Source organism: Candidatus Poriferisocius sp. (assembly GCF_965204145.1).
In the GTDB taxonomy this organism is placed as follows: domain Bacteria; phylum Actinomycetota; class Acidimicrobiia; order Acidimicrobiales; family Bin134; genus Poriferisocius.
In genome coordinates this window covers 2,968,786-2,990,646 of sequence record NZ_OZ241977.1, presented here as the reverse complement: position 1 = coordinate 2,990,646, position 21,861 = coordinate 2,968,786, and the positions used below count along the sequence as shown (strand labels likewise).

The following is a 21,861-nucleotide window of genomic DNA, read 5'->3' as shown; positions in this document are numbered from 1 at the left end:
CAAATGCCGATACCCCGGCCTCCGGTTGCTCGGCTCAGGAGGTGAAGGTTGTAGCCAGGTGGCCAAGGAAAGCTCCTCGTGTGCTTCCGGCCAGTCTTACTCGAAGCGGGCGCCCATTTGTTGGAGGATTTGGGTGGTGTGGATGGCGGCCATGGGGCCTTGTTGGCCGGGGGTGTAGGTGGCCGACTCGATGGCGTTGGTGTAGGGGAAGGGGCCGTGGCGCTGGTAGACGTCCCATGAGACGGGGGAGCGGCGGTCGATGCCCACGTCGATGCCCTCGAACGGGGCCATGGTCCACATGCCGGTGAAGTCCTCGCCGGCGGCGGTCTCAGTGCCGTCCATCAGGATCCGCAGATCCCAGGCGAACCCGTCGGTGATGGTGAAGTCGAGCCGCACCGAGCGCCGCCCTTCGGCCAGCGGGCCGCCGTTCAGGTGCCGCATGTGGCCGTAGCCGTTGTGGACGTAGACCACCTCACCGCCCTCCACGTAGCAGGCGTAGCCGCCGCCCTGGTCGCCGTGGGCCACCAGCATGCCCTGGTCGCCGGAGGCGTAGTCGAACTCGATGTCGACGGTGAACGAGCGGGCCTGGATCATCTTCATGCTCCGGTAGCGCTCCAGGGTGTCGGTGCCCGGCGCGATCCGCACCGGCGTCTCGTACACCTCCTCCGACGGAGGCCGCTGCACGTACTTGAGCATGGAGCCCTCGTCCAGCGGGTACACCTGGTAGCGGTGGGCAGCCTCCTCCCAGGCGTCGATCAGCTCTTGGCGCTTGGCGGGCTCGGCCTCCGAGAGGTCCTTCGTCTCGGTGGGATCGTCGGCCAGGTTGTACACCTCCCACTCGTGGTCGCCGAACGGGGTCATCGGCAGGTGCAGGGTGACCGCCTCCCAGCCGTCGCGGTAGAACCCCCGGTGGCCGATCTGCTCGTAGTACTGCTCGGTGTGGTGCTCGTTGGCCGCCGCGTCGGCGAAGGTGGGGGCGAAGCTGGCTCCGGCCAGCGGCCCCTTCAGCGGCTGGCCGTTGCGCTCGGCGGGGGCCTGGAGCCCCACGATGTCGAGCACGGTGGGCAGCACGTCGGTGATGTGCAGGTACTGGCGGCGGAACCCGCCGGGATCGGCGATCCGGCTGGGCCACGACGAGATCATGGCCACCTGGTGCCCGCCGGCGTGGGTGTTGATCTTGTACAGCCGGAAGGGGGTGTTGCCGGCCATGGCCCAGCCCCGGGGATAGTGGGCCAGGGTCTGGGGCCCGCCCAGCAGGTCGAGCCGGGCGTGGTCGGCGTGTATGTCGCCCTGGGTGGGCGACAGCACCTCGAAGTACTGCGAGCAGCCGGTGTCCTCGCCCTCCCGCGAAGCCCCGTTGTCGGAGGTGAACAGCACCAGGGTGTTGTCCCACTCGCCCAGCTCTTCCAAAGCAGCCCGCAGCCGCCCGAAGTTCTGGTCGACGTTGTCCACCATGGCGGCGAACACCTCCATGTAGCGGGCGAACACCTCCTGTTGCGTGGCCGACAGCTCGTCCCAGGGGGGAACGTCGTTGCGCTCCTCGGAGTTGCGGGGCGGCAGCGCGGTGTCGGCGTCGAAGATGCCCAGCTCGATCTGGCGGGTGAAGCGGTGCTGGCGGATCTCGTCCCAGCCGGCGTCGTAGGCCCCCCGGTACTTGTCGATGTCGGCCTGCTTGGCCTGGAGCGGGGCATGGACCGCCCCGTGCGACAGGTATAGGAAGAACGGCTGGTCGGGCCGGGCCGCCTTCTGCTCCCGGACCATGGAGATGGCCTCATCGGTGATGTCGTCGGTGAAGTAGTAGCCGTCGGGGTACTGGTCGGTGCGCACCACGCTGTTGTCGCGGATCAGCCGGTGGGGGTGGTGGAAGTTGGTGAACCCGTCGAGGAAGCCGTAGTAGTGGTCGAACCCCCGCTGGAGCGGCCACGAGTGCCGGGGGCCCACCAGGTTGGAGTCTTTGCACAGGTGCCACTTGCCCACCATGAAGGTGGCGTAGCCCCCCGCCCGCAGGATCTCGGCCACCGTGGCGCAGTGCTCGGTGAGCTCGGCGGTGTAGCCGGGATAGCCGGGGTCGGAGTGGCACACGTGGCCCACGCCCACGTCGTGGTGGTTGAGCCCGGTGAGCAGCGACGCCCGGGTGGGCGAGCACATGGGGTTGACGTGGAAGTTGAGGTAGCGCAGCCCCTCGGCGGCCATCTGGTCGAGGTGGGGGGTGTCGATCTCGGCGCCGTAGCACCCCAGATCGGCGAAGCCCAGGTCGTCCACCAGCACCACCACGATGTTGGGCGCCCCTTCCGGCGCCCGCACCGCCTCAGGCCACCACGGATCAGACCCCGCCACCGTGCGCCCTGCTCGCCCCTCCCACCCCTGGTAGGGCTCAGGTCGTGCGGTCTCCTGGCTCATCGGTGTCTCCTCAATCCATTGAGAAGTCGGGGTTGAGGGTGATAACCCAGAACATGGCGCCGGCGTCGTCCACGAGCTGGGCCATGCGCCCCGGCGGGGTGTCCATGGGCGGGACAACCACATGGCCGCCCAGCTCTTGGCACTGCGCTGCGGTGGCGTCGCAATCGTCCACTGCGAAGTACACCGCCCAATGGGCGGGAATGAGCGGCGCGGGCAGCGGGCCGGCGCTGGCGATCATCTCGCCGTTGTGCATGATGCCCACCGAATCGTCCATGTCGAGGGGAATCGGGGTCCAGCCCAGCATCTCGGAGTAGAACGCCAGGGCCTTGTCCACATCAGAAGTGAGGAGCTGGTTCCAGCACAGCGTGCCGTGCTCGCTCTTGAGCTCGGCGCCATCTTGGCCGATCGCCTCCCACAGCATCACCACTGCACCGGTGGGGTCGGCCACTACTACCATCCTCCCCGCACCCGCCGGCTCCATCACCGGCCCCATCGGCGTGCCCCCCGCGGGGGCCACCTTGGCCAGGGCCTCATCAGCATTGTCCACCGAGATGTAGGTCTCCCACACGTTGGGGATCCCCATCTCGCACATCTCCTGGGGCTTTTCCAGCAGTCCCAGCACCGGCCTTTCGTCCTTCAGCCCCAGGGTGTAGACCACCTGCGACCCGTCGTGCTCATCGCGAAAGGTCAGTCCGAAGAGCGACGAGTAGAACGCCTTGGCCTTGTCGGGCTCCTCGGTACACAAATCAACCCAGCTGAAGTCTCCGTGGGCGTAGCCGTCTACCTCGGGCATGGTGGATGTCCTCTTCCCTGTCTCAGCCGAATTTCAGGCAGCGTATAGGTTCAGATGGCATCGCCCACATTGGTGCGGCGGGCGGCGATGGCCCAGGTCAAAAGAGACAGGATCATCAGGGGATCGAGGACGTCCCATGCACCCTCGTCGCCGACGAAGTAGTTGTTGACAAACACCGACACGGCCAGCCCCAGGGCGATGACCACGGCGATAAGGGTGAAGGGGCTGGCCGGCTCCATGCCCTGCCGTTGGGCCATCACCCGACCCCACCCGGTGCCGACGGCCACGGTGGCGCAGGCGATGAACAGCGGGTCGATGGTGTTCCAGAGGTTGACGCTGTGATCGAAGAAATCGGTGTACTGATTGAGCAAGATGGCCATCGCCAGCGACGACAGGCACAGCGTGCGGAACCATGGCACTTTGCTGGTGTTGCGCCATAGCAGCCATACGCCGATTAGGGAGAACACCACGGGGCCGATCTGCCAGAGCCGCCAGCTCCAGTTATCGGCCAAATCAGTATTGGGGTCGACCATCTCCGAGCGCTCGGCCCAAGTGAACACCGCGACGACCAGGATGCCCGCCGCGATGAAGGAGTCGATCACTCCCAGGTCCCGCCGACGGAAGATTTGATGAATCATGCTCATGCCATATTGAACACCCGCAGGGCGTTGTCTCGCAGGAATTTGGGCCAAACATGGTCGCGCAATCCCACATCGCGCATCTCGGTCATGATCCGCTCCAGCGACAGCCCCGAGGGGAAGTAGCCGGCGTACATCACCTTGTCGGCGCCCCGGGTGTTGGCGTAGTCGATGATGGCCTTCGGATAGTGCTTGGGGGCGAACGCCGAGGTGGAGTAGTGCAGCCCCGGCCACTTCAGCATGAGCTTGACCATGAGGCGCTCCCACGGCTCAGAACCGTGGCGGGTGACCAGCACCAGCTCGGGGAAGTCGTAGCACACCCGGTCGAGGTGCTCGACGTGCTGGGGGCCGAACGGGAACCGCGGCCCCGGCACCCCGGCGTTGATGCACATGGGGATCTCCAGCTCGCAGCACGCCGCGTAGATCGGGTACATGAGCGGGTCGTTTATGTTGACCTGGGGGTGCAGCCCGGTGGGGAAGCAGGCCGCGGCGATCACGCCCAGCTCGTCCACCGCCCGGCGCAGGTCCCGCACCGCCTGCACGCCGAGGTTGGGGTCTACCAGATAGCTGCCGTAGAGCCGGTCGGGGTGCTCGGCGACTCCCCGAGTGCCCCAGGTGTCGCCGAAGTTCACCGGCAGCAGCCCCTTGTCGATGCCCCAGAGGTCCATCTCGGCCAGCAGGTAGGCGATGAAGTCCACCGTGCCGTCCACCTGGGGCAGGTCTTTGAACATGTAGGCCGCGCCATGGCCGAAGCTGCGGCTCTCGGTGTCCTTCAGCAGCCCTTGGAAGTTGGCGTACCAGGCGTCGCGGTCAGACGGCACGCCCAGCATGAGATCGACCACCCCGATGCTCTCAATAGGGTGAGGGGCCATGGGGTGGGCTTCAGGCTCGGGGGCCATCTAGCCGGCCAGCGTCTCGAACAGGTCGGCGTCGGTCTTGCGCAGGCGGCGGTAGTTGGCCTCCCACATCATGGGGATGAAGTACTTGTGGTACGCCTTCTTGGCCCGGGCCGCCTCGGCCTCGGGCATCTCGTGGCCCCCCACCACCTTGGCCTCGTAGTGGGCCCGGGCCGAGGACTCGTAGGCGATGGCCTTGATGGTGGCCTCCTCCAGCGAGGGGCACACGAAGCAGGCGCCGTGGTTGCCGATGAGAACCACCGACCGGTGGCCCAGCGCCTCGGCCATGCGGGGGCCGTCCACCGGGTTGTCGATGCCGTTGTCGGCGTAGTGGGCCTGCTCTTGGTAGAAGAGGCAGGCGTCGGCCGAGTACAGCCCGATGTCCTTGCCGGTGGTCGACAGCACCTCCACGTAGTGGGAGTGGGTGTGGATCACCGAATTGGCGTCGGGGCGGGCCTCGTAGAACCCGGCGTGGAACCGCACCGCGGGCGAGGCCGGGGTGTCGCCGTCCAGCAGGTTGAGCTCCATGTCGTAGCAGTTCACGTCGCTGGGGAGTGTCTCGCTGAAGTAGCCGAACGGCGACACCCAGAAGGCGTCGGAGCGCTCGGCGTCTCGCACCGACACGTGGCCGGCCACCCTGCTCTCGCATCCCTCACGGGCCAGGATGCGCCGGGATGCGGCCACTTGGAAGGCGGGATGGTCTTCGGTCCAGGTCTTCGTCATCGGTCCTCCTTCGTTGATCTTGTCAGAAACTCTCGGGGTCGGCCGCCACTGCGTCGGGCACCGGCCACCGGAACAGCTCAGCGGCGTTGCGCCAGCAGATCTTCTCGGTCTCTTCGGGGCCGAACCCCTCCACCTGGCGTCGCACCACCTCCTGAGTGTCGGGCCAGGTGGTGTCCACGTGGGGATAGTCCGACTCCATCATGATGTGATCCACCCCGATGTGGTCGCGCAGCGACAAACACGAGGTGTCGTCGATCACGCAGAACCAGAAATTTCGCCGGAACACCTCGCTGGGCTTCATGTCGATGTCTACCCAGGTGCCGTACATGTCGTGGTAGCGGGTGATGTGGTCGAGGCGGTCGATCAGCCCCGGCACCCAGGCGATGCCCCCCTCCGACATGGCGATGCGCAGGTTGGGGAACCGCACCGGGATCAGCGAGTAGAGCCAGTCGACCGCGGCGAACATGGCGTAGCCGAAGAACAGCACTCCGATGGTGTCGGGCGGGGCGTCGGGAGCGGTGGACGGGGCCTGCGACGACGACCCCACGTGCAGGCACACCACCGTGTCGGTGTCCTCGCAGGCCCGGATGAACGGGTCCCAGTGGCCGGTGTGCAGCGACGGCAGCTTCAGCTTCTCGGGGGCCTCGCTGAACGACACCGCCCGGAAGCCCCGCTCGGCGTTGCGGTAGATCTCGGCCGCGGCCACTTCGGGGTCGTACAGCCAGGGGATCTGGCAGGGGATGATCCGGTCGGGGTAGCGGGCGTGCCAGTCGTCGATGATCCAGTCGTTCCAGGCCCGCACGCAGGCCAGGCCCAGCTCTTGGTCTGCGGTCATCCGCATGAAGTTCTGGCCCGCGAAACCGGGCAGCGCGGAGGGGAAGTTGAGCGAGGCGTAGATGCCGTTGAGGTCCATGTCGGCGATGCGGGAGTCGATGTCCCACGCCCCCCGGCGCATGTGGTCGAACCGCACCGGGTCGAAGCCGTACTCCGACACCGGCCGACCGGCCACCGCGTTCATGCCCACGGTGGGGAACCGCCGCCCGTCCACCTCCCAGGCGTGCATCCCGCCGTCATCGGTCACCACCTTGGGGCCGCGGTCGCCGAAACGGCTCGGGATGCGGCCCTCGAAGGCGTCGGGAGCCTCCACCACGTGGTCGTCCACGGAGATGAGCAGGTTGTGGCGCACCCGGCGCTCGGGCTCGGGCAGGAAGGTGACCGGGTGGGCGTCTGTTTGGCTGTCGCGCACCGTGAACCCGATGCGCCCCATGTCGGAGAGCTTGACCACGTTGCCGGCGACCCCCGCCCCCCGCTACACCTGGATGTCGTAGAGCTGGCGGACGTTGGCCGACACGATGGCGTGGCGCACATCGTCGGTGGTGTCGGCGAAGTGCTCGGCGATCACCGCCTGGCTGTTGGGCCAGGTGGACACGTGGTGGGGGAAGTCGTTGCCCCACATCATGGTCTCGGTGCCGATGATGTCGCGGGCGGCCACCCCGGTGAGGTCGCGCATGAACGTCACCCGGAAGTTGTTGCGCCAGTAGTGCGACGGCTCCTCCTGGCAGTTCATGTCGGGGAGGAGTTGGCGGTTGCGGTGGAACCAGTAGTCGGCCCGCTCCAGCAGGTTGCCGGCCCAGCCCACGTCGTTCTCGGCCGAGACGATCATCAGCTCGGGGAAGCGGTCGAACACCCCGCCGAAGATGAGGTCGAGCACCACCTCTTGGATGTCCACCGTTTGCAGCACCGATCGGGTGGACGTGCCCTGGTCCCAGGCCTTGTCGGGATCGCGGGTGGTGGCGGCGTGCAGGTTCACCGGCATGGAGTGCTCCACCGCCGCGGCCCACAGGGGGTCGAACTCCGGGTCTTGGTAGGGGTTGTCCTCGCCGTTGATCACCGGGATCATCACCCCTTTGAGCCCCATGTCGCGGCACCGCTTCATCTCCTTGGCGGCCCGCTCCAGGTCCACCGGCGCGAGCAGGGCGATGCCCACGAACGTGTCGGGGATCTGGCTCACGAACTCCCCGACCCAGGTGTTGTAGGCCTCGAACAGGGCCCACTGGAACTCCACGTCTCGGATGGGGTACATCTGCATGGCGATGGTGGGGTACAGCACCTCGCCGGTCACCCCATCGGTGCGCAGCGCCTCCATGCGGGCCTCGGGGTCCCAGCCCACGTCGGGCACGTCCTCGTCCCAACGGCCCCTGGCCCGCACCTTGTCGTCGGTGCGCATGCACCCGGCCAAAAGCCCCACCGGGGGCAGCCGGGCCTGGTCGCACACCAGGCGGTCGGTGGTCTCCTCGTGGACCAGCCGGGGCGCCCGGTCCTTGAAGGCCTCCACCGTGTAGATCTGCCACAAGTCGTGGGGCTCGATCACGTGGGAATCGGCGGAGAATACGTCGAAGCCGTTATCGCTCATCGCCTCCGATGTTATGGGAACGCTATAGAAGCCGCCTATCGCCGGGAGAACAGGGGAATGGGGCCGATATCGTGGCCGACGTGAGCGTGTGCGCATTCATAGGACTGGGCAACATGGGCTTCCCCATGGCCGGGCACTTGGCCGCCGCTGGCCACGAGGTGCGGGTGTTCAACCGCACGGCCTCGGTGGCTGAGCGCTGGGGCGAGCAGCATGACGGGACGGTGGCCGCCACCCCGGCCGAGGCGGCCGACGGGGCCGAATTCGTGTTCACCTGCGTGGGGGCCGACGACGACCTGAGGTCGGTGGTGCTGGGCGACGACGGGGCCTTGGGGACGATGCCCGCCGGCTCGGTGCTGGTGGACCACACCACCGCATCCGCCGAAGTGGCCCGGGAGCTGGCCGAGGTGTGCGCCAGCCGGGGGATCGGCTGGCTAGACGCCCCCATCTCCGGCGGCCAGGCCGGGGCCGAGAACGGCGTTCTCACCGTTATGTGCGGCGGCGAGCCCGAGCACTTCGAGGCGGCCCAGCCGGTGATCGACGCCTACGCCTCGGCGGTCACCCTCATGGGACCAGCCGGGAGCGGCCAGCTCACCAAGATGGTCAACCAGATCCTGTGCGCCGGTGCCGTTCAGGGCGCAGCCGAGGCGCTGGCCTTCGGCGAGCGGGCCGGCCTCGACATGGAAAAGGTGCTGGCCGCGGTCACCAAAGGCGCGGCTGGCTCCTGGTACCTCCAGAATCGAGGCCACACCATGGTGGCCGACGAATTCGACTTCGGCTTCGCCATCGACTGGATGATCAAAGACCTAGGCCTAGTAGCCGACGCCGCCGCCACCCTCAACGCCCCTATCCCCCTAGTAGAACTCTGCCAGCGCTACACCCAGGAAACAGCCGCGCTCGGCGAAAACCGCCTAGACACCACCGCCATAATCCGCCGCTACCGATAGCGGGGGTTGTCAGTAGAGGGATTCGCCGCCGGCTGCGCTGTTGGTGTCGGAATTGCCGGTTAGGGCGTCTAGGACGGATTGGCGGTGGGTGGTTACTCCGGAGGAGAGGGCGGCGTTGTCGGCGGTGACGGTTACTAGGCGGAAGCCCTGTTCGACTCGCTGGGGGGTGAGTGTGGGGGTGGAGTGGATGCCGGGGACTACGCCGTGGGTTTGGCAGGCGGCCACTATGGCGGCCAGGGCGTCGTCGAACGTTGCCTCGCCGTCGTTGTTGCCGGGGGGGAGGCCCAGGCTTACCGACAGGTCGGCGGGGCCGACGTAGACGGCATCGACGCCGGGGGTGGACACGATGTCGTCCAGGTTCTGGAGGGCGGCGACCGTCTCCACCATGGGGATGCACTTCACGGCCTGGTTGGCGCCGGCGAAGTAGCCGGGGCCGTCGCGCAGCGCCACCCGGGTGGGGCCGAAGCTGCGCGATCCCTCGGGGGCGTAGCGGCAGGATCGCACTGCGGCCTCGGCTTCTTCCCGGCTGTTGACCATCGGGATGATGATGCCCATCGCCCCGGCGTCCAGCACTCGGCCGATGATGCCCTGCTCGTTCCATGGCACCCGCACCACCGGGGTGGCTGTGCCCAAGTCGATGGCGGCCAGCATCGGCAGCGCGTCGGAGTAGTCGGCCAGGCCGTGCTGCATGTCGATGCACACGTAGTCGAACCCGGCTCGGGACATGATCTCGCAGCTCACCGCCGTGGGCAGGCCCGCCCAGGCGCCCAGCGCGGGGCGCCCAGAGGCAAAGGCCTCGGCCAGGGGATGGGATGCGGATGCAGCGTCGCTCATGGCCGCAACCGTATCCCCCGATGTGGGGGCAGATTCAGTTGGGTATGGACCCGTTTAGGGAGTGGCGTCTCGCATCGGGCCGATCGGCACCAGCTCGCCTCGTGCGCCCCGATCAGGGTCTTGTTCCAAGAGTTGGAAGGAGTCGTTGCTGGAGAGCTTGTCTGGCCCCAACGACGCGTAGGGCTGGCCGGCAATCGAGAACTCTCCGATGTTGGCGATGGCCTCGGCGAATGTCTCGTGGGTCAGGATGGGCCCGGCCGCGGTGGCCAGCAACTCGAAGATCTGGAAGAACCGGCAGTGGCCGGCCAGGCTGGTAAACCAAAGCGGTTCGCCCTCTTCGAGGGTGGCGGGGTGCTTGATCTCGACATCGGGATGCCTTGAAGTGACCGCGTCCAGGCATTCCTCGAACCGGGGATCGGTCTCGTATATCTGGGAATTGGTCATGGCCCCCACGGTGATCACACCCCTAGCATCCTCGGGTTCGACGTTGGCCCCGATGTTGCTGCCCAGCCCGGAGGCGTCGGTGGCCCAGATGTCCACCTCAAGGCCGTTGAGTGCGGCGTTAGAAATGCCGGCTGAGACGTTGCCAACCAGCAAGAGCGTGTCGGTCCCGGCGGCTCGGATGCGCTCGGACAGCGCGGCCCACTCTTGGTTCTGTGCGATGAGGTCAGCAACCTGGGAGGAGGTGGCGATCTCGAGCACCGGCTCGACCCCGTGTTCCCGCAGCAGGCCGCCCACCTCCTCGAGTTGCGGGGCCGCAGAAAGGTCGGCGACTACCGCGATCGACCTTCCCTGGAGCATTCCCTCTGCTTCGAGCAAGGTGAACAGGGCACCGGTACTGACCTCGCGCGTCACCCGCTCGTTGACCCAGGGCGCCCGAGCGTCGGCTAGGCGCTCGGCGGTAATGGTTCCCCCTACCAGGACTGTTTCTTGTGTGCCGACGATGCAGGTGTTGGCCACCTCGGCCGGGCCGAGGAACCCGAACAAGATTGCGAACACCTCGTTGTCCTCGGTCAGCCGCAGGCAGGCCGCCTCGGCCTCGGTGGCGCCAATGGGGTTGTACTTGTCCACGATGACCTCGACTCGGCGTCCGTTGATGCCGCCCCGCTCGTTGATGTCATCGGCCAGCGCTCGGATCACCAGCCCTTGGTCGCCCCACGTGGCCGAGGCGAACCCGAGCTCGACCAGTTGTTCGATGTCCAGATGGGTGACACCTATGGTGATGGTGTCGGCGGTGACCCCTCGCCACGTGGCGGTCAGCTCGATCTCCGGCTCCGGCTCCTCAGTGGGCGCCGGCTGGAACTCAACCTCATCCTCCGGGGTCTCGGCGGGGGTTTCGGGCTCCGGCTCAGGCTCAGCGGGGGCGGCTTCTTCGGGTTCCGGCTCGGGATCTTGCTCAGGCTCTGCGGGAGCGGCCGGAGCTTCTGTAGCGGGGGCGGGGGCGTCGGCATCGCCTTCGTCGTCGTTGCCGCCGCAGGCCGCGGCGACCATAGCCAGCGCCACGAGCATCGCGATCAGCCAGCGCACCTTCTTGGTGAACATGGAATTCCCCCTCAGTCCTGGGTAGACGTTCGCTGCCGCAGCAGCCAATGGCCGCAACCGTATCCGCCTTTGTGAAGGCTTTGTCAGTTCAGATTCGGTCGCCTACGGAGTGGCGTCCCGCATCGGGCCGGCCGGCACCAACTCGCCCCGTGAGCCCAGATCTGGGTCTTGTTCCAGGAGCTGGAAGGAGTCGTTGCTGGACAATTTGTCCGGCCCAAATGATGCGTAGGGCTGGCCGGCAACCGAGAACTCTCCGATGTTGGCGATGGCGTCGGCGAAGGTCTCGTGGGTCAGGTTGGGTCCGGCCGCGGTCAACAGCAACTCAAGGATCTGGAAGAACCGGCAGTGGAAGGACAGAGAGGTGAACCAAAGCGGCTCGCCCAATTCGAGAGTGTCGGGGTGCTTGATCTCGATATCGGGATGCCTGGCATTGAAGGCGTCCAGGCATTCCTTGAACCGGGGATCGGTCTCGTATATCTGGGCATTTGTCATGGGCCCCACGGTGATCACACCCCGGGCCGACTCGGGGTCAACGTTGGCCCCGATGTTGGCGCCCAGCCCGGCGGAGTCGGTGGCCCAGATATCCACCTCGAGGCCGTTGAGCCTGGCATTCTCGACGCCGGCCGAGGCGTTGCCAACCAACAGCAGAGTGTCGGCACCCGATGCCCTGATGCGCTCGGATAGAGTGGCCCACTCCTGGTTCTGGGCAATGAGATCGGCCACCTGCGAGGAGGTGGCGGTCTCGAGCACGGGCTCCACTCCATGTTCCCGCAACAGGTTGGTAACGTTCTCGAGTTGCGGGGCAGCAGAGAGGTCGGCGACTACCGCTATCGATCTTCCCTGGAGCATTCCCTCTGCTTCGAGCAGGGTGAACAGGGCGCCGGAGCTGACCTCGCGCGTCGCCCGCTCGTTGACCCAGGGAGCCCGGGCTTCGGCCAGGCGCTCGGGGGAAATGATTCCCCCTACCAGGATCGTCTCCTGTGTGCCGACGATGCAGGTGTTGGCCACCTCGGCCGGGCCGAGGAACCCGAACAAGATTGCGAACACCTCGTTGTCCTCGGTCAGCCGCAGGCAGGCGGCCTCGGCTTCGGTGGCGCCGATGGGGTTGTACTTGTCTGTGAGGGCTACCAACTGGCGGCCGTTGATGCCGCCCCGCTCGTTGATGTCGTCGACCAGCGCCTGAATCTGCAGCTCTTGGTCGCCCCAAGTGGCCGGGGAGAAGCCGAGTTCAACCAGTAGATCGGCGTCGAGGTAGGTGACGCCGATGGTGATGGTGTCGGCGGTGACCCCTCGCCATGTGGCGGTCAGCTCGATCTCCGGCTCCGGCTCCTCGGTGGGGGCCGGTTGGAACTCGGGCTCCTCCTCTTCGGGAGCTTCGGCAAGTCCGTCCTGCTCCTGTTCGGGCTCAGCGGGGGCGGCCTCTTCGGCCTCGGGTTCGGGCGCTTCTGGTTCTGGCTCCGGCTCGGCCGTGACCGGGGCCTCGGTGGCCGGGGCGGGGACAGGGGCGTCGGCATCGCCATCGTCGTCGTTGCCTCCGCATGCGGCAGCGACCATGGCCAGTGCCACAAGCATCCCGATCAGCCAGCGCGTCTTGGTGGTCTTCATGAGGTCCCCCCTGTGTCCCTCGGGGATGCCGAACTCGGACCAGCTCCGGCTGACCGGCCGGCTAAGGCATCATATACGAACAGGGTTTATGGTGCCCTTGAGCTGCTCATGGCAAGCTGGGGAACGCCGGGGTCACCGCCATGAGTGGAGCTGATGGGACTCGAACCCACGACCCCCTGCTTGCAAAGCAGGTGCTCTAGCCAGCTGAGCTACAGCCCCGGACCGCTTAATCGTACCGGCCTCCCTGTAGGGGAAACGATCCAATAGGCCGCTCAATGTGACCGGCAGGCGCTGTCGTGGTGGAATTGCCTCGGTGCGTTTCGATCTGAGCGACGATCAGGAGTTCTTCCGGGAAACCGCACGACGGTTCATCGAGGCCGAGGTTCCGATCAGCGTGGTGCGGGAGTGGCACGACCTCCCCGACGGATGTCCGCCGAGCTGGTGGCAGTCGGCGGCTGAGCTGGGTTGGACGTCGCTGATGGTGCCCGAGTCTCTGGGCGGCGGCAGCATCTCGGGGCGGCCGGTTGTGGACTTGACCATCGTGGCCGACGAGATGGGCCGGGGGGTGACGCCGGGGCCGTTCATGCCCACCAACGTGGTGGCCGACACCCTGGGCCGGTCGGGTTCGACCGATCAGCAGGCGCTGCTGGAGGGAGTTTTGGCCGGCGAGGTTGTGCTGGGGTGGGCGTTCTGCGAGCCCGGCGGCGACTGGACCGCCGCCCATGTGGCCGCCGAGGCCGCGTCGGCCAACGGTGGCTATGTGCTCAGCGGCGCCAAGACCGCGGTGGAGGCCGGAGCTCAGGCCCATCATCTGCTGGTCACCGCCCAGAGCCCCGACGGCTTGGCCCAGTTCCTGTTGCCGTCGGACACCGAGGGACTGACCATTACCCCCCAGGAGTCGCTGGACTTGGGCCGACGGTTCGCCGAGGTGCGCCTCGACGGAGTGGCGGTCGGACCTGACGCGCTGGTCGGCCAGCCGGGGGCGGTCGCCGAGGCCGACGTGGAGCGCCAGCGCCAGGTGATGACGGTGCTCCAGTGCGCCGACAACGCCGGTTCGGCGGCCAAGGTGCTGGAGTTCACCGTGGAGTACGCCTTCGACCGCTACTCCTTCGGGCGGCCCCTGGCGTCGTACCAGGCGCTCAAGCACCGCTTTGCCGATATGAAGTTGTGGTCGGAGGCCTCTCAGGCCGCGGTGGACGGGGCGGCCGACGCGCTGGCCGACGGCGAGGACGAGGCTCGCATGGTGAGCGTGGCCAAGGCGTATGTGGGCGACCACTCGGTTGAGCTCATGCACGACTGCGTGCAGATGCACGGCGGCATCGGGGTCACCTACGAGCACGACCTGCACTTGTATCTGCGGCGGGCCACCGTCAACCGGGGGTTGTTCGGAACACCGGGCGACCACCGGGTATGCCTGTCGGAGATGATGGGGTACTAGGGGGAGCGATGGACGACTTCGTGTATGCCGAAACCGATCCCGCCGAGTTGGCCCGATACCAGGAGGAGGTGCAGACGTGGATGAACGAGAACATGCCCCGGCGCGATCCCGTCAATCCCTGGCACCCCACCCAAGACGATGACGAGAGGAGCAGCCGCAATCGAGAGCTTCAGCGGCGGCTGTACGACGGGGGGTACGCCGCGGTGTGCTACCCCAAGGAGTACGGCGGCCAGAGCCTGACCGCTGCCCACCAGAAGATCATCGACGACGTGAGCATGGACTTCGACATGCCCATCTTGTTCAGCGTCCCCACTTTGTCGATCTGCGGGCCGGTGATCTTGGAGTTCGGCACCGAGGAGCAGAAGCAGCGCTACATCCCCGCGTGGATCAGGGGCGACGAGCTGTGGGTGCAGTTCATCTCCGAGCCCAGCGGGGGCTCCGACATGGCCGGCGCCCTGACCCGGGCCGACCGGGACGGTGAGGAGTTCATCATCAACGGGTCCAAAATCTGGAGCACGTTCGCCCAGCGCTCCGACTACGCCCTCATGCTGGCCCGCACCAATTGGGAGGTGCCCAAGCACCGGGGGCTGACCATGTTCATCGTCCCCATCCACCACCCGGGCATCGAGATCCACCCCATTCAGATGGTGGACCGCACCGAGGAGTTCTGCCAGGAGTTCTTCAACGACGTGGTCATCCCCGCCGAGAACGTGGTTGGCGAGGTGGACGACGGCTGGACGGTGGCCAGCCGCCTGCTATTCCACGAGCGGGCCGCGGTGGGCAACGCCTCCCCCTACACCCAGGGCCGGCACCGGAACCGCACCGCCGACGGGGTGGAGGACTTGGCTGCCATCGCCCGGGACCACGGCGGCGCCGACATCGGTCGCCATCGCCAGCGGCTGGGACACATGGAGACGCTCAGCCGGGTGGAGGATCTGCTGTCGGCCCGGGTGGTGAAGGGCATCGAGGGCGGTTTCCTGCCCGCCCCGGCCGGATCGCTGGTGCGCCTGTTCCACGGGCTGTCCCGCACTGAGCGGCAGACGGTGGCCATGGAGATGCAGGGCGACCGCGCCCTGGTGTGGAACCAGGGCGAAGACACCGGCGCCTTTGGCTTGGAATACGTGCAGCGCCAGCAATCCTGCATCGGCGGGGGCACCACCGAGATGGCCCGCAACATCATCAGCGAGCGCATCCTCGGCATGCCCCGCGAGCCCGCCGCCGACCGCGACCTCCCCTTCAACCAAGTCCCCCGCAGCGGCTGAACCTGTTTCCGGCGATCGACAAAGCAGGAGACCTTAATGACTGACATCTTGGACGGGGTCCGAGTCCTCGAGGTCGCCGAGCACACCTTTGTTCCGGCTGCCTCGGCGATTCTGGCCGAGTGGGGGGCTGAGGTCGTCAAGATCGAGCACGTGGAGCGGGGTGACGCCATGCGGGGCCTGGCTTCGAGCGGCACGGTTTCGCTGGGCGGCGGCGCTCATGTGCTGTTGGAGCACTCGAATCGGGGCAAGCAGAGCCTAGGCCTCGATCTCACGGCCGAAGCCGGCCTGGATATTTTGTACCGCCTGGCCGCGACCAGCGACGTGTTCCTCACCAACAAGCTGCCCAGCATCCGCAAGAAGCTGCGGATCGACCTCGATGCCATCCAGGCCCACAGCCCCGACATCATCTATGTGTGCGGAGGCGGCCAGGGCGAGAAGGGCCCAGACCGCGACAAGGGCTCATACGACTCGCTGGCCTATTGGGCCCGCTCCAGCGTGGCCGCCGCGCTGACCCCTGAAGAAGCTGATGAAGTGGTCGGCCCGCCGGGTCCGGCATTCGGCGACTCCATCGGTGCCATGACCATTGCTGGGGGCATCATGGGTGCCTTGTTCCACCGGGAGCGCACTGGCGAGGCCACTACTGTCGACGTGTCCCTACTGGGGGTGGGCATGTGGTCGATGGGAGCGACCATTGCCATGTCGCTCCAGCACCAGACCCCGTGGCGGGGCCGCCCCAAGGACATGCCGATCCGCAACCCCCTCAGCAACATCTATCGGACCAAGGACGGCCGGTTCATTTTCCTCACCTGTCTTCAAGCGGGAAAGTACTGGGCCGAGACCTGCGCGGTGGTGGGCCGCCCCGAGTTGGCCGACGACGAGCGGTTCGCCGACGCCGGGGCCATCGCCGAGAACGCCGCGGCAGGAGTAGAGCTCTTGGTTGAAGCCTTCGCCGAGCGCACGCTGGCCGAGTGGCGCCTGGCATTGGAGGACTTCTCCGGTCAGTGGGCGGTGGTGCAAGACACGTTGGAGGCGGCTGCCGACCCCCAGGCGGTGGCCAATGGCTACGTACAGCACTACGAGTCAGCCGACGGCCACCCGTTCACCCTGGTGTCACCTCCGGTGCAATTCGGCGGCCAGCCAGCCACCCCCCGACGGGCCCCCGATTTCAACGAGCACGGCGATGACATCCTCCAGCGAATCCTGGGGCTCGACTATGACCAGATCGTGGAGCTTAAGCTTCAGAATGTGATTCCCTGACAACTACCTGCTCACTTGGACCACGAGAGGAATCCATGGACCAGGCACAAATGGCCGACATCATCGAGATCGAGCAGATGCTCGCCCGCTACGCCGTCGGCATGACCAAAGACGACATCGACACCGTGATGGAGGTGTTCACTCCCGACGGCACCTATAGCGCGTTCGGCGACGAGTACGCGCTGACCGACTTCCCCCGGCTGGTGGCCTCCGCCCCCAAAGGCCTGTTCTTGGTGGGCCCGCCGATGATCGAACTCGACGGTGAAGAGGCCACTGGCACCCAGCCGCTGTGCTTCATCGACCAGACCAACCACGACATGCGGATCGGCTACTACAACGACACCTACCGCCGCACTGACAGGGGCTGGCGACTGGCCACTCGCTCCATGACCTTCCTGCGCCGCAGCGGTGCCCGCGACGCCGGCCGCCCCCACGACCCCGAACGCCCCGAGCCTTCAACCAACTGAACCTGCCAGTCGATCCCCGACTGCGACTTGATCGCGGACTAGGACAGCTTGTGATCGTGGATTATGGCGTGGAGGCAGAATCGCCAGACCTCCTGGCCGGTGATCGGCTGGCGAACGCCGGTGCTCCGTCCGGCGGTAACGGTGGCGGCCTGGAGGACGATGGCCGCTAATCGGCGGGGGCGGCCCTCCCGCAGCAGGCCGGCTTCGCCAACCTGCTCCACAATCTCGGCCACGTATTCGTAGAGGGGCGAGTAAGCGGCCACCACCTCCTCGGGGTGGTCGACCAGCAACCGCTGGGCAAATTCGGCGAACAGCGGCTGCTCCGATACCCGCCCCGGCGCGCATAGGTCGTACACCATCAACACCACCTGCTCCAGCCGGTCGAGGGGATCGCCCTCGGCGGTGGCCTCTCTGATGCGGGCCACCGCGATGCCCATTTCCTCTTCGAACAGAACCAGCAGCAGCTCGTGCTTGCTGTCGAAGTACTGGTAGAAGCTCCGCACCGATTGCTTGGACTGGTCGACCACCTCTTGAACGGTGAATTCGGTGGATGCCTTGGTGGCGATCACTTCGCGAGTGGCGTCGAGGAATTGCTGGACCCGTTTGGCCGCCCGATCCCGGGCCGAGCGGGTCGACCGCTCGATGGCCCGATCCCGCCACACCGTGTCAGTGCCCAGCGCAGCTACCTTCATGGCACTAGTTGGCCCGCACCGCGGCAGTTCCGGCGCTGCTTTGGCCCAAGCCCTGCCAGCGGGCCTGCACCTGCTCCGCGGTCAGTTTTTCCCGACGGCTCATCGAGCGGATGCTCACGTCGTGGCCGGCAGCCATCTCTCGCAGAGCTCCTACAGTGGCCCGCTCTCGGGGAACGTGGACGAAGGGGTCAAACGAATACCAGTCCATGGCGTTCTGGTGGGTGATCTTGGCCGCCTCGACTTCGGTGACCCCGGCCTCGTTCATCAGTCGGGCCAGCTCCTCGGGGGCGTCGGGCCAAGCCGAATCGCTATGGGGGTAGTCGCACTCCCAGCAGATGTTGTCGATGCCGATCTGGTTGCGCAGGTACACCCCGGTGTGGTCGGAGATGAAACAGGTGAGGAAGTGCTCGCGGAAAACGTCGCTGGGCATCCGGTTGCCGAAGTCCTGCCCGGTCCAGCGGTGGTGCATGTCGTAGGTGCGGTCGACCCGTTCCAGGAAATAGGGCACCCAGCCGGTGCTGCCCTCTGACAAGGCAATGCGGATATCGGGGAACTCCTTGAGCACCCGTGACCACAACAGGTCGGCCGCCGCGGCCTGAATGTTCATCGGCTGAAGGGTGATCATCACATCGGGGGGCGAGTCGGGAGCGGGGAAGCTGAGCTGGCCCGACGATCCGAGATGGATCGACAACACGGTGTCTGTGTCGCATACCGCGGCCCACAGCGGATCCCAATAGGGATCATGAAAACTCGGGTAGCCCAGTGCGGCGGGGTTCTCGGTAAAGGAGAGCGAGTGGCAGCCCTTGTCGGCTACCCGGCGCACCTCGTCGGCGCACTTCTCGGCGTTCCAGATAACCGGCAGCGCCATGGGGATGAACCGCCCTGGATGGGCCCCGCACCACTCCTCAATGTGCCAGTCGTTGTAGGCCCGAACCAGGGCCAGGCCGAACTCCTCGTCTTCGACCGCGAACAGGCGGGCGGCGAAGCCAGGGAACGACGGGAAGTTCATCGATGCCAGCACTCCGCAGGCGTTCATGTCTTTGACCCGTTCGTCCACGATGAAACAGCCCGGCCGGATCTCCTCCAGCGACTGGGGCTCGACGCCGTACTCTTCCTTGGGACGGCCTGCCACTGCGTTGAGGGCCACGTTGGGCACCTCGACCTCACCGAATCGCCACACATCGGCCCCGTCGTCGCGCCGTACAATCCGCGGGGCGTCGGCCTTGAACCGCTCCGGCAAATGGGCGTCGAACAGATCGGGAGGCTCGATGATGTGATCGTCGACGCTGATGAGTATGAGTTCCTCGGGGGCAAATGCCATGGCCGCCTCCTAGGTGGGAAATTGGGTCAAGGATAGGCTGGGAATGAGATTCCCCTATTATCGCAACAACATTCCAAGTATCGAAAAAGGACAGCGATGAGCAATCCGACATCTACCGCCCTGCATGGGCGAGGGGTGCTCGATATCGACACCGGTGAGATAATCGAGCCCGGCTATGTGCGGGTAGAGGGCAACCGCATAGCCGAAGTGGGCGCAGACAAGGGCATTGCCAGCGACTGCGACGAGGTGGTCGAGCTTCCTGAAATTACTCTGTTGCCCGGTTTCATGGACATGGAGGTCAATCTGTTCATGGGCGGCCCCGGCGCAGGATTGTTCGACCCGGTGCAGGCCAACCCGGCCAAGATGACTCTGCGGGCCACCGCCAACGCCAAACGCACTCTGAGAGCCGGATTCACCACGGTGCGAAATCTGGGCCTGTTTGTGAAGACGGGCGGATACCTGCTCGACGTGGCCCTCGGCGAGGCCATCGCCGCCGGCTGGGTGGACGGCCCCCGGATCGTGCCCGCGGGCCATGCCATCACCCCCACCGGCGGCCACCTCGACCCCACCATGTTCCAAGCCCTCGCTCCCGATGTCCTGCCGATAACCGTGGAAGAAGGGGTGGCCGACGGCATCGACGAGATCCGCCGGGCTGTTCGCTACCAGATCAAATACGGCGCCCAGTTGATCAAGTGCTGTGGCTCCGGCGGGGTGATGTCGCACACCGGGCCGGCTGGTGCCCAGCAGTACTCCACCGAGGAGATGGCTGCCATCGCCGACGAGGCCCACCGCCGGGGACTCAAGGTGGCCATCCACTGCCACGGCGACGAGGCGGTCCGCTCCGCCATTGAAGCCGGCATCGACTGCATCGAGCACGGCTTTTTGATGAGCGACGACACCATCCAGCTCATGGTGGACACCGGTACATTCCTGGTCAGCACCACCGCTTTGACCGAGAACTGGGACGTGTCCAACCAACCACCGGAACTCCAGGCGAAGGCAGCCCAGGTATTTCCCCAAGCCCGTCAGACCATCTCCAAGGCCATTGAAGCTGGGGTGAAGATCGCCACTGGCAGCGACGCCCCGGCTATCTGGCACGGTCGCAACGGCGAGGAGTTGGCCGTGCTGGTGAAGCGGGGAATGACTCCGCTGGGGGCCATTCGGGCCGCCACTGTGGTCAGCGCCGATCTGATCGACGCCCCCGACCTCGGACGCATCGCCCCCGGGATGCTGGCCGACATCATTGGGATGCCCGGCGACCCGCTCACCGAGATCCAGCGGGTGCAGTTCGTAATGAAAGACGGCAAGGTCTACAAGCGCTAAGGAGGACTTATGCCCTACTTCCCCAAGCCGGCCGAGGGCAGCTGGACAGAGCACTACCCCGGACTGGGGACCGGGCCAGTTTCCTACCTGGACTCCTATGACCCCGAGTACTGGCAACAGGAGATTGACGCCATCTTCAAGAAGGAGTGGCTGTGTGTGGGGCGTGTCGAGCGCTTGGGGCGAGCGGGGAGCTACTTCACCAAGGAGTTCCCATGGGCGAAGCGCAGCATTGTGGTGATCAAGGATCGGGAAGGCACCGTGCGGGCCTTTTACAACGTGTGCCGCCACCGGGGAAACAAGCTGGTGTGGGATGACTTTCCCAACGAGGAGACCTCCGGTGTGTGTCGCCAGCTCGCCTGCAAGTACCACGGATGGCGTTACGATCTCGACGGCTCGCTGGCGTACATCCAGCAGGAATCGGAGTTCTTCGACGTCGACAAGGACGCCCTCGGCTTGGTGCCGGTGGCCTGCGACATCTGGGAGGGCTTCATCTTCGTCAACCTCGACCCCGAGCCCCAGCAGACGCTCACAGAAGCCCTGGCTCCGCTGGCCGACGGCCTGGCCGGCTATCCGTTCGGCGAGATGACCCAGACCTATGAGGTGCGCTCGGAGATCAACAGCAACTGGAAGCTGTTCATTGACGCATTCGTGGAGTTCTATCACGCCCCGGTGCTGCACCAGCGCCAGGCGACCGCCGAGGAATCTCAGAAGCTGGCCAGCTTCGGTTACGAGGGTCTTCACTACGAGCTGTTCAGCCCTCACTCCATGGTGTCATCGTGGGGCGGCATGTCGCCGCCCAAAGATCCCAAGATGGTCAAGCCCATCGAGAACCTGCTGCGTAGCGGCCTGTTCGGTCCGTGGGACAAGCCAGCGGTGATCAACGACAACCAAGATCTGCCCCCACTGCTCAATCCCTCGAAGCACCGAGCCTGGGGCATTGACTCGTTCGTGCTCTGGCCCAACTTCATGATCTTGTTCTGGGAGACAGGCTGGTATCTGACCTACACCTATTGGCCCCTGGGTCCCAGCAAGCACCTGTTTGAGTCGACCCTCAACTTCGTGCCGCCTGAGAACGCCAGCCAACGCGCCGCCCAGGAGTTCGCCTTCTCCACCTTCAAGGAGTACGCATTCCAAGACGCCAACACCTTGGAGGCCACCCAGACCATGATCGAGAGCGAAGTGGTGGACACCTTTATGCTCAACGACCAGGAGATCCTCTGCCGCCACCACCATGCTGCGGTGCGAGAGCAGGTGAGAGCCGGAGGGCGACCGGCCAGCTACCCGTGGATGCCCGCTCCGGCCCGCGCCTAAGG

The 21,861-nt window shown here is 66.1% G+C and carries 19 protein-coding genes and 1 tRNA gene; 7 read left to right on the top strand and 13 right to left on the bottom strand.

The window, feature by feature from the left end; translation table 11 throughout:
- Positions 1-96 precede the first annotated feature (96 nt).
- The 7 genes from ACOGI7_RS13870 to ACOGI7_RS13840 are packed head-to-tail and all read right to left on the bottom strand — an operon-like array spanning position 97 to position 7,863.
- Complete coding sequence (locus ACOGI7_RS13870; RefSeq protein WP_419849348.1) at positions 97-2,400, bottom strand: arylsulfatase; 2,304 nt, start codon at positions 2,398-2,400, stop codon at positions 97-99.
- Between the two features lie 10 nt (positions 2,401-2,410).
- Positions 2,411-3,193 carry a VOC family protein gene (locus tag ACOGI7_RS13865; protein WP_419849347.1) on the bottom strand — a complete coding sequence of 261 codons (783 nt, stop codon included), beginning with the start codon at positions 3,191-3,193 and terminating at the stop codon, positions 2,411-2,413.
- A gap of 50 nt (positions 3,194-3,243) precedes the next feature.
- Positions 3,244-3,831, bottom strand: coding sequence for a hypothetical protein (locus ACOGI7_RS13860; protein ID WP_419849346.1), 588 nt, complete (start codon positions 3,829-3,831; stop codon positions 3,244-3,246).
- Between the two features lie 2 nt (positions 3,832-3,833).
- Positions 3,834-4,730 carry an amidohydrolase family protein gene (locus ACOGI7_RS13855; protein ID WP_419849345.1) on the bottom strand — a complete coding sequence of 299 codons (897 nt, stop codon included), beginning with the start codon at positions 4,728-4,730 and terminating at the stop codon, positions 3,834-3,836.
- Positions 4,731-5,450: a class II aldolase/adducin family protein gene (locus tag ACOGI7_RS13850; RefSeq protein ID WP_419849344.1), complete on the bottom strand. Its 720-nt coding sequence runs from the start codon at positions 5,448-5,450 to the stop codon at positions 4,731-4,733.
- 22 nt (positions 5,451-5,472) lie between these two features.
- Positions 5,473-6,717 carry an amidohydrolase family protein gene (locus ACOGI7_RS13845; protein ID WP_419851514.1) on the bottom strand — a complete coding sequence of 415 codons (1,245 nt, stop codon included), beginning with the start codon at positions 6,715-6,717 and terminating at the stop codon, positions 5,473-5,475.
- A 42-nt stretch (positions 6,718-6,759) separates the two neighbouring features.
- The gene (locus tag ACOGI7_RS13840) at positions 6,760-7,863 is read right to left on the bottom strand and encodes an amidohydrolase family protein (protein WP_419849343.1); all 1,104 of its coding nucleotides are present in this window, start codon (positions 7,861-7,863) and stop codon (positions 6,760-6,762) included.
- A gap of 80 nt (positions 7,864-7,943) precedes the next feature.
- Here ACOGI7_RS13840 and ACOGI7_RS13835 point away from each other — a divergent pair, with 80 nt between their 5' ends.
- Positions 7,944-8,807 (top strand): NAD(P)-dependent oxidoreductase, encoded by an 864-nt coding sequence (locus tag ACOGI7_RS13835; RefSeq protein ID WP_419849342.1) that lies wholly within the window; start codon positions 7,944-7,946, stop codon positions 8,805-8,807.
- A 9-nt stretch (positions 8,808-8,816) separates the two neighbouring features.
- Here the strand turns inward: ACOGI7_RS13835 and ACOGI7_RS13830 are convergent, their stop codons facing one another.
- The 4 genes from ACOGI7_RS13830 to ACOGI7_RS13815 form a co-directional block, all read right to left on the bottom strand.
- Positions 8,817-9,641 (bottom strand): HpcH/HpaI aldolase family protein, encoded by an 825-nt coding sequence (locus tag ACOGI7_RS13830; RefSeq protein WP_419849341.1) that lies wholly within the window; start codon positions 9,639-9,641, stop codon positions 8,817-8,819.
- Between the two features lie 54 nt (positions 9,642-9,695).
- Entirely contained in the window at positions 9,696-11,183 is a 1,488-nt protein-coding gene (locus ACOGI7_RS13825; protein WP_419849340.1) for an ABC transporter substrate-binding protein, read from the bottom strand.
- 102 nt (positions 11,184-11,285) lie between these two features.
- Positions 11,286-12,788: an ABC transporter substrate-binding protein gene (locus ACOGI7_RS13820; protein WP_419849339.1), complete on the bottom strand. Its 1,503-nt coding sequence runs from the start codon at positions 12,786-12,788 to the stop codon at positions 11,286-11,288.
- Positions 12,789-12,933: 145 nt separating this feature from the next.
- Positions 12,934-13,007, bottom strand: a tRNA-Ala gene (locus ACOGI7_RS13815).
- Positions 13,008-13,101: 94 nt separating this feature from the next.
- On the opposite strand from ACOGI7_RS13815, the gene ACOGI7_RS13810 reads away from it, so the two are divergent.
- Genes ACOGI7_RS13810 through ACOGI7_RS13795 form a run of 4 tightly spaced genes read left to right on the top strand, consistent with a single transcriptional unit; the run spans position 13,102 to position 17,212 of the window.
- Positions 13,102-14,226: an acyl-CoA dehydrogenase family protein gene (locus ACOGI7_RS13810; RefSeq protein WP_419849338.1), complete on the top strand. Its 1,125-nt coding sequence runs from the start codon at positions 13,102-13,104 to the stop codon at positions 14,224-14,226.
- Positions 14,227-14,234: 8 nt separating this feature from the next.
- On the top strand, positions 14,235-15,488 hold the full coding sequence (locus ACOGI7_RS13805) for an acyl-CoA dehydrogenase family protein (protein ID WP_419849337.1): 1,254 nt from the start codon (positions 14,235-14,237) through the stop codon (positions 15,486-15,488).
- A gap of 36 nt (positions 15,489-15,524) precedes the next feature.
- A complete protein-coding gene (locus tag ACOGI7_RS13800; protein WP_419849336.1) occupies positions 15,525-16,745 on the top strand; it encodes a CaiB/BaiF CoA transferase family protein in 1,221 nt (406 codons plus the stop codon).
- A 35-nt stretch (positions 16,746-16,780) separates the two neighbouring features.
- A complete protein-coding gene (locus ACOGI7_RS13795; RefSeq protein ID WP_419849335.1) occupies positions 16,781-17,212 on the top strand; it encodes a nuclear transport factor 2 family protein in 432 nt (143 codons plus the stop codon).
- A gap of 38 nt (positions 17,213-17,250) precedes the next feature.
- Here ACOGI7_RS13795 and ACOGI7_RS13790 read toward each other — a convergent pair whose 3' ends face one another.
- Both ACOGI7_RS13790 and ACOGI7_RS13785 read right to left on the bottom strand, forming a co-directional pair.
- On the bottom strand, positions 17,251-17,904 hold the full coding sequence (locus ACOGI7_RS13790) for a TetR/AcrR family transcriptional regulator (RefSeq protein ID WP_419849334.1): 654 nt from the start codon (positions 17,902-17,904) through the stop codon (positions 17,251-17,253).
- A gap of 4 nt (positions 17,905-17,908) precedes the next feature.
- Positions 17,909-19,225 (bottom strand): amidohydrolase family protein, encoded by a 1,317-nt coding sequence (locus tag ACOGI7_RS13785; RefSeq protein WP_419849333.1) that lies wholly within the window; start codon positions 19,223-19,225, stop codon positions 17,909-17,911.
- Positions 19,226-19,321: 96 nt separating this feature from the next.
- On the opposite strand from ACOGI7_RS13785, the gene ACOGI7_RS13780 reads away from it, so the two are divergent.
- Entirely contained in the window at positions 19,322-20,548 is a 1,227-nt protein-coding gene (locus tag ACOGI7_RS13780) for an amidohydrolase family protein (protein WP_419849332.1), read from the top strand.
- Positions 20,549-20,557: 9 nt separating this feature from the next.
- Positions 20,558-21,859 (top strand): aromatic ring-hydroxylating oxygenase subunit alpha, encoded by a 1,302-nt coding sequence (locus ACOGI7_RS13775; RefSeq protein WP_419849331.1) that lies wholly within the window; start codon positions 20,558-20,560, stop codon positions 21,857-21,859.
- Positions 21,860-21,861: the final 2 nt, after the last annotated feature.

What these genes read in the sequence shown, in the direction of transcription:
- ACOGI7_RS13830 (WP_419849341.1), bottom strand. Translation starts at nt 9,641, where the DNA reads ATGAGCGACGCTGCATCCGCATCCCATCCCCTGGCCGAGGCCTTTGCC.
- ACOGI7_RS13800 (WP_419849336.1), top strand. Translation starts at nt 15,525, where the DNA reads ATGACTGACATCTTGGACGGGGTCCGAGTCCTCGAGGTCGCCGAGCAC.
- ACOGI7_RS13850 (WP_419849344.1), bottom strand. Translation starts at nt 5,450, where the DNA reads ATGACGAAGACCTGGACCGAAGACCATCCCGCCTTCCAAGTGGCCGCA.
- ACOGI7_RS13860 (WP_419849346.1), bottom strand. Translation starts at nt 3,831, where the DNA reads ATGATTCATCAAATCTTCCGTCGGCGGGACCTGGGAGTGATCGACTCC.
- ACOGI7_RS13780 (WP_419849332.1), top strand. Translation starts at nt 19,322, where the DNA reads ATGAGCAATCCGACATCTACCGCCCTGCATGGGCGAGGGGTGCTCGAT.
- ACOGI7_RS13870 (WP_419849348.1), bottom strand. Translation starts at nt 2,400, where the DNA reads ATGAGCCAGGAGACCGCACGACCTGAGCCCTACCAGGGGTGGGAGGGG.
- ACOGI7_RS13805 (WP_419849337.1), top strand. Translation starts at nt 14,235, where the DNA reads ATGGACGACTTCGTGTATGCCGAAACCGATCCCGCCGAGTTGGCCCGA.
- ACOGI7_RS13790 (WP_419849334.1), bottom strand. Translation starts at nt 17,904, where the DNA reads ATGAAGGTAGCTGCGCTGGGCACTGACACGGTGTGGCGGGATCGGGCC.
- ACOGI7_RS13775 (WP_419849331.1), top strand. Translation starts at nt 20,558, where the DNA reads ATGCCCTACTTCCCCAAGCCGGCCGAGGGCAGCTGGACAGAGCACTAC.
- ACOGI7_RS13820 (WP_419849339.1), bottom strand. Translation starts at nt 12,788, where the DNA reads ATGAAGACCACCAAGACGCGCTGGCTGATCGGGATGCTTGTGGCACTG.
- ACOGI7_RS13795 (WP_419849335.1), top strand. Translation starts at nt 16,781, where the DNA reads ATGGACCAGGCACAAATGGCCGACATCATCGAGATCGAGCAGATGCTC.
- ACOGI7_RS13855 (WP_419849345.1), bottom strand. Translation starts at nt 4,730, where the DNA reads ATGGCCCCCGAGCCTGAAGCCCACCCCATGGCCCCTCACCCTATTGAG.
- ACOGI7_RS13785 (WP_419849333.1), bottom strand. Translation starts at nt 19,225, where the DNA reads ATGGCATTTGCCCCCGAGGAACTCATACTCATCAGCGTCGACGATCAC.
- ACOGI7_RS13840 (WP_419849343.1), bottom strand. Translation starts at nt 7,863, where the DNA reads ATGAGCGATAACGGCTTCGACGTATTCTCCGCCGATTCCCACGTGATC.
- ACOGI7_RS13845 (WP_419851514.1), bottom strand. Translation starts at nt 6,717, where the DNA reads ATGGGGCGCATCGGGTTCACGGTGCGCGACAGCCAAACAGACGCCCAC.
- ACOGI7_RS13865 (WP_419849347.1), bottom strand. Translation starts at nt 3,193, where the DNA reads ATGCCCGAGGTAGACGGCTACGCCCACGGAGACTTCAGCTGGGTTGAT.
- ACOGI7_RS13825 (WP_419849340.1), bottom strand. Translation starts at nt 11,183, where the DNA reads ATGTTCACCAAGAAGGTGCGCTGGCTGATCGCGATGCTCGTGGCGCTG.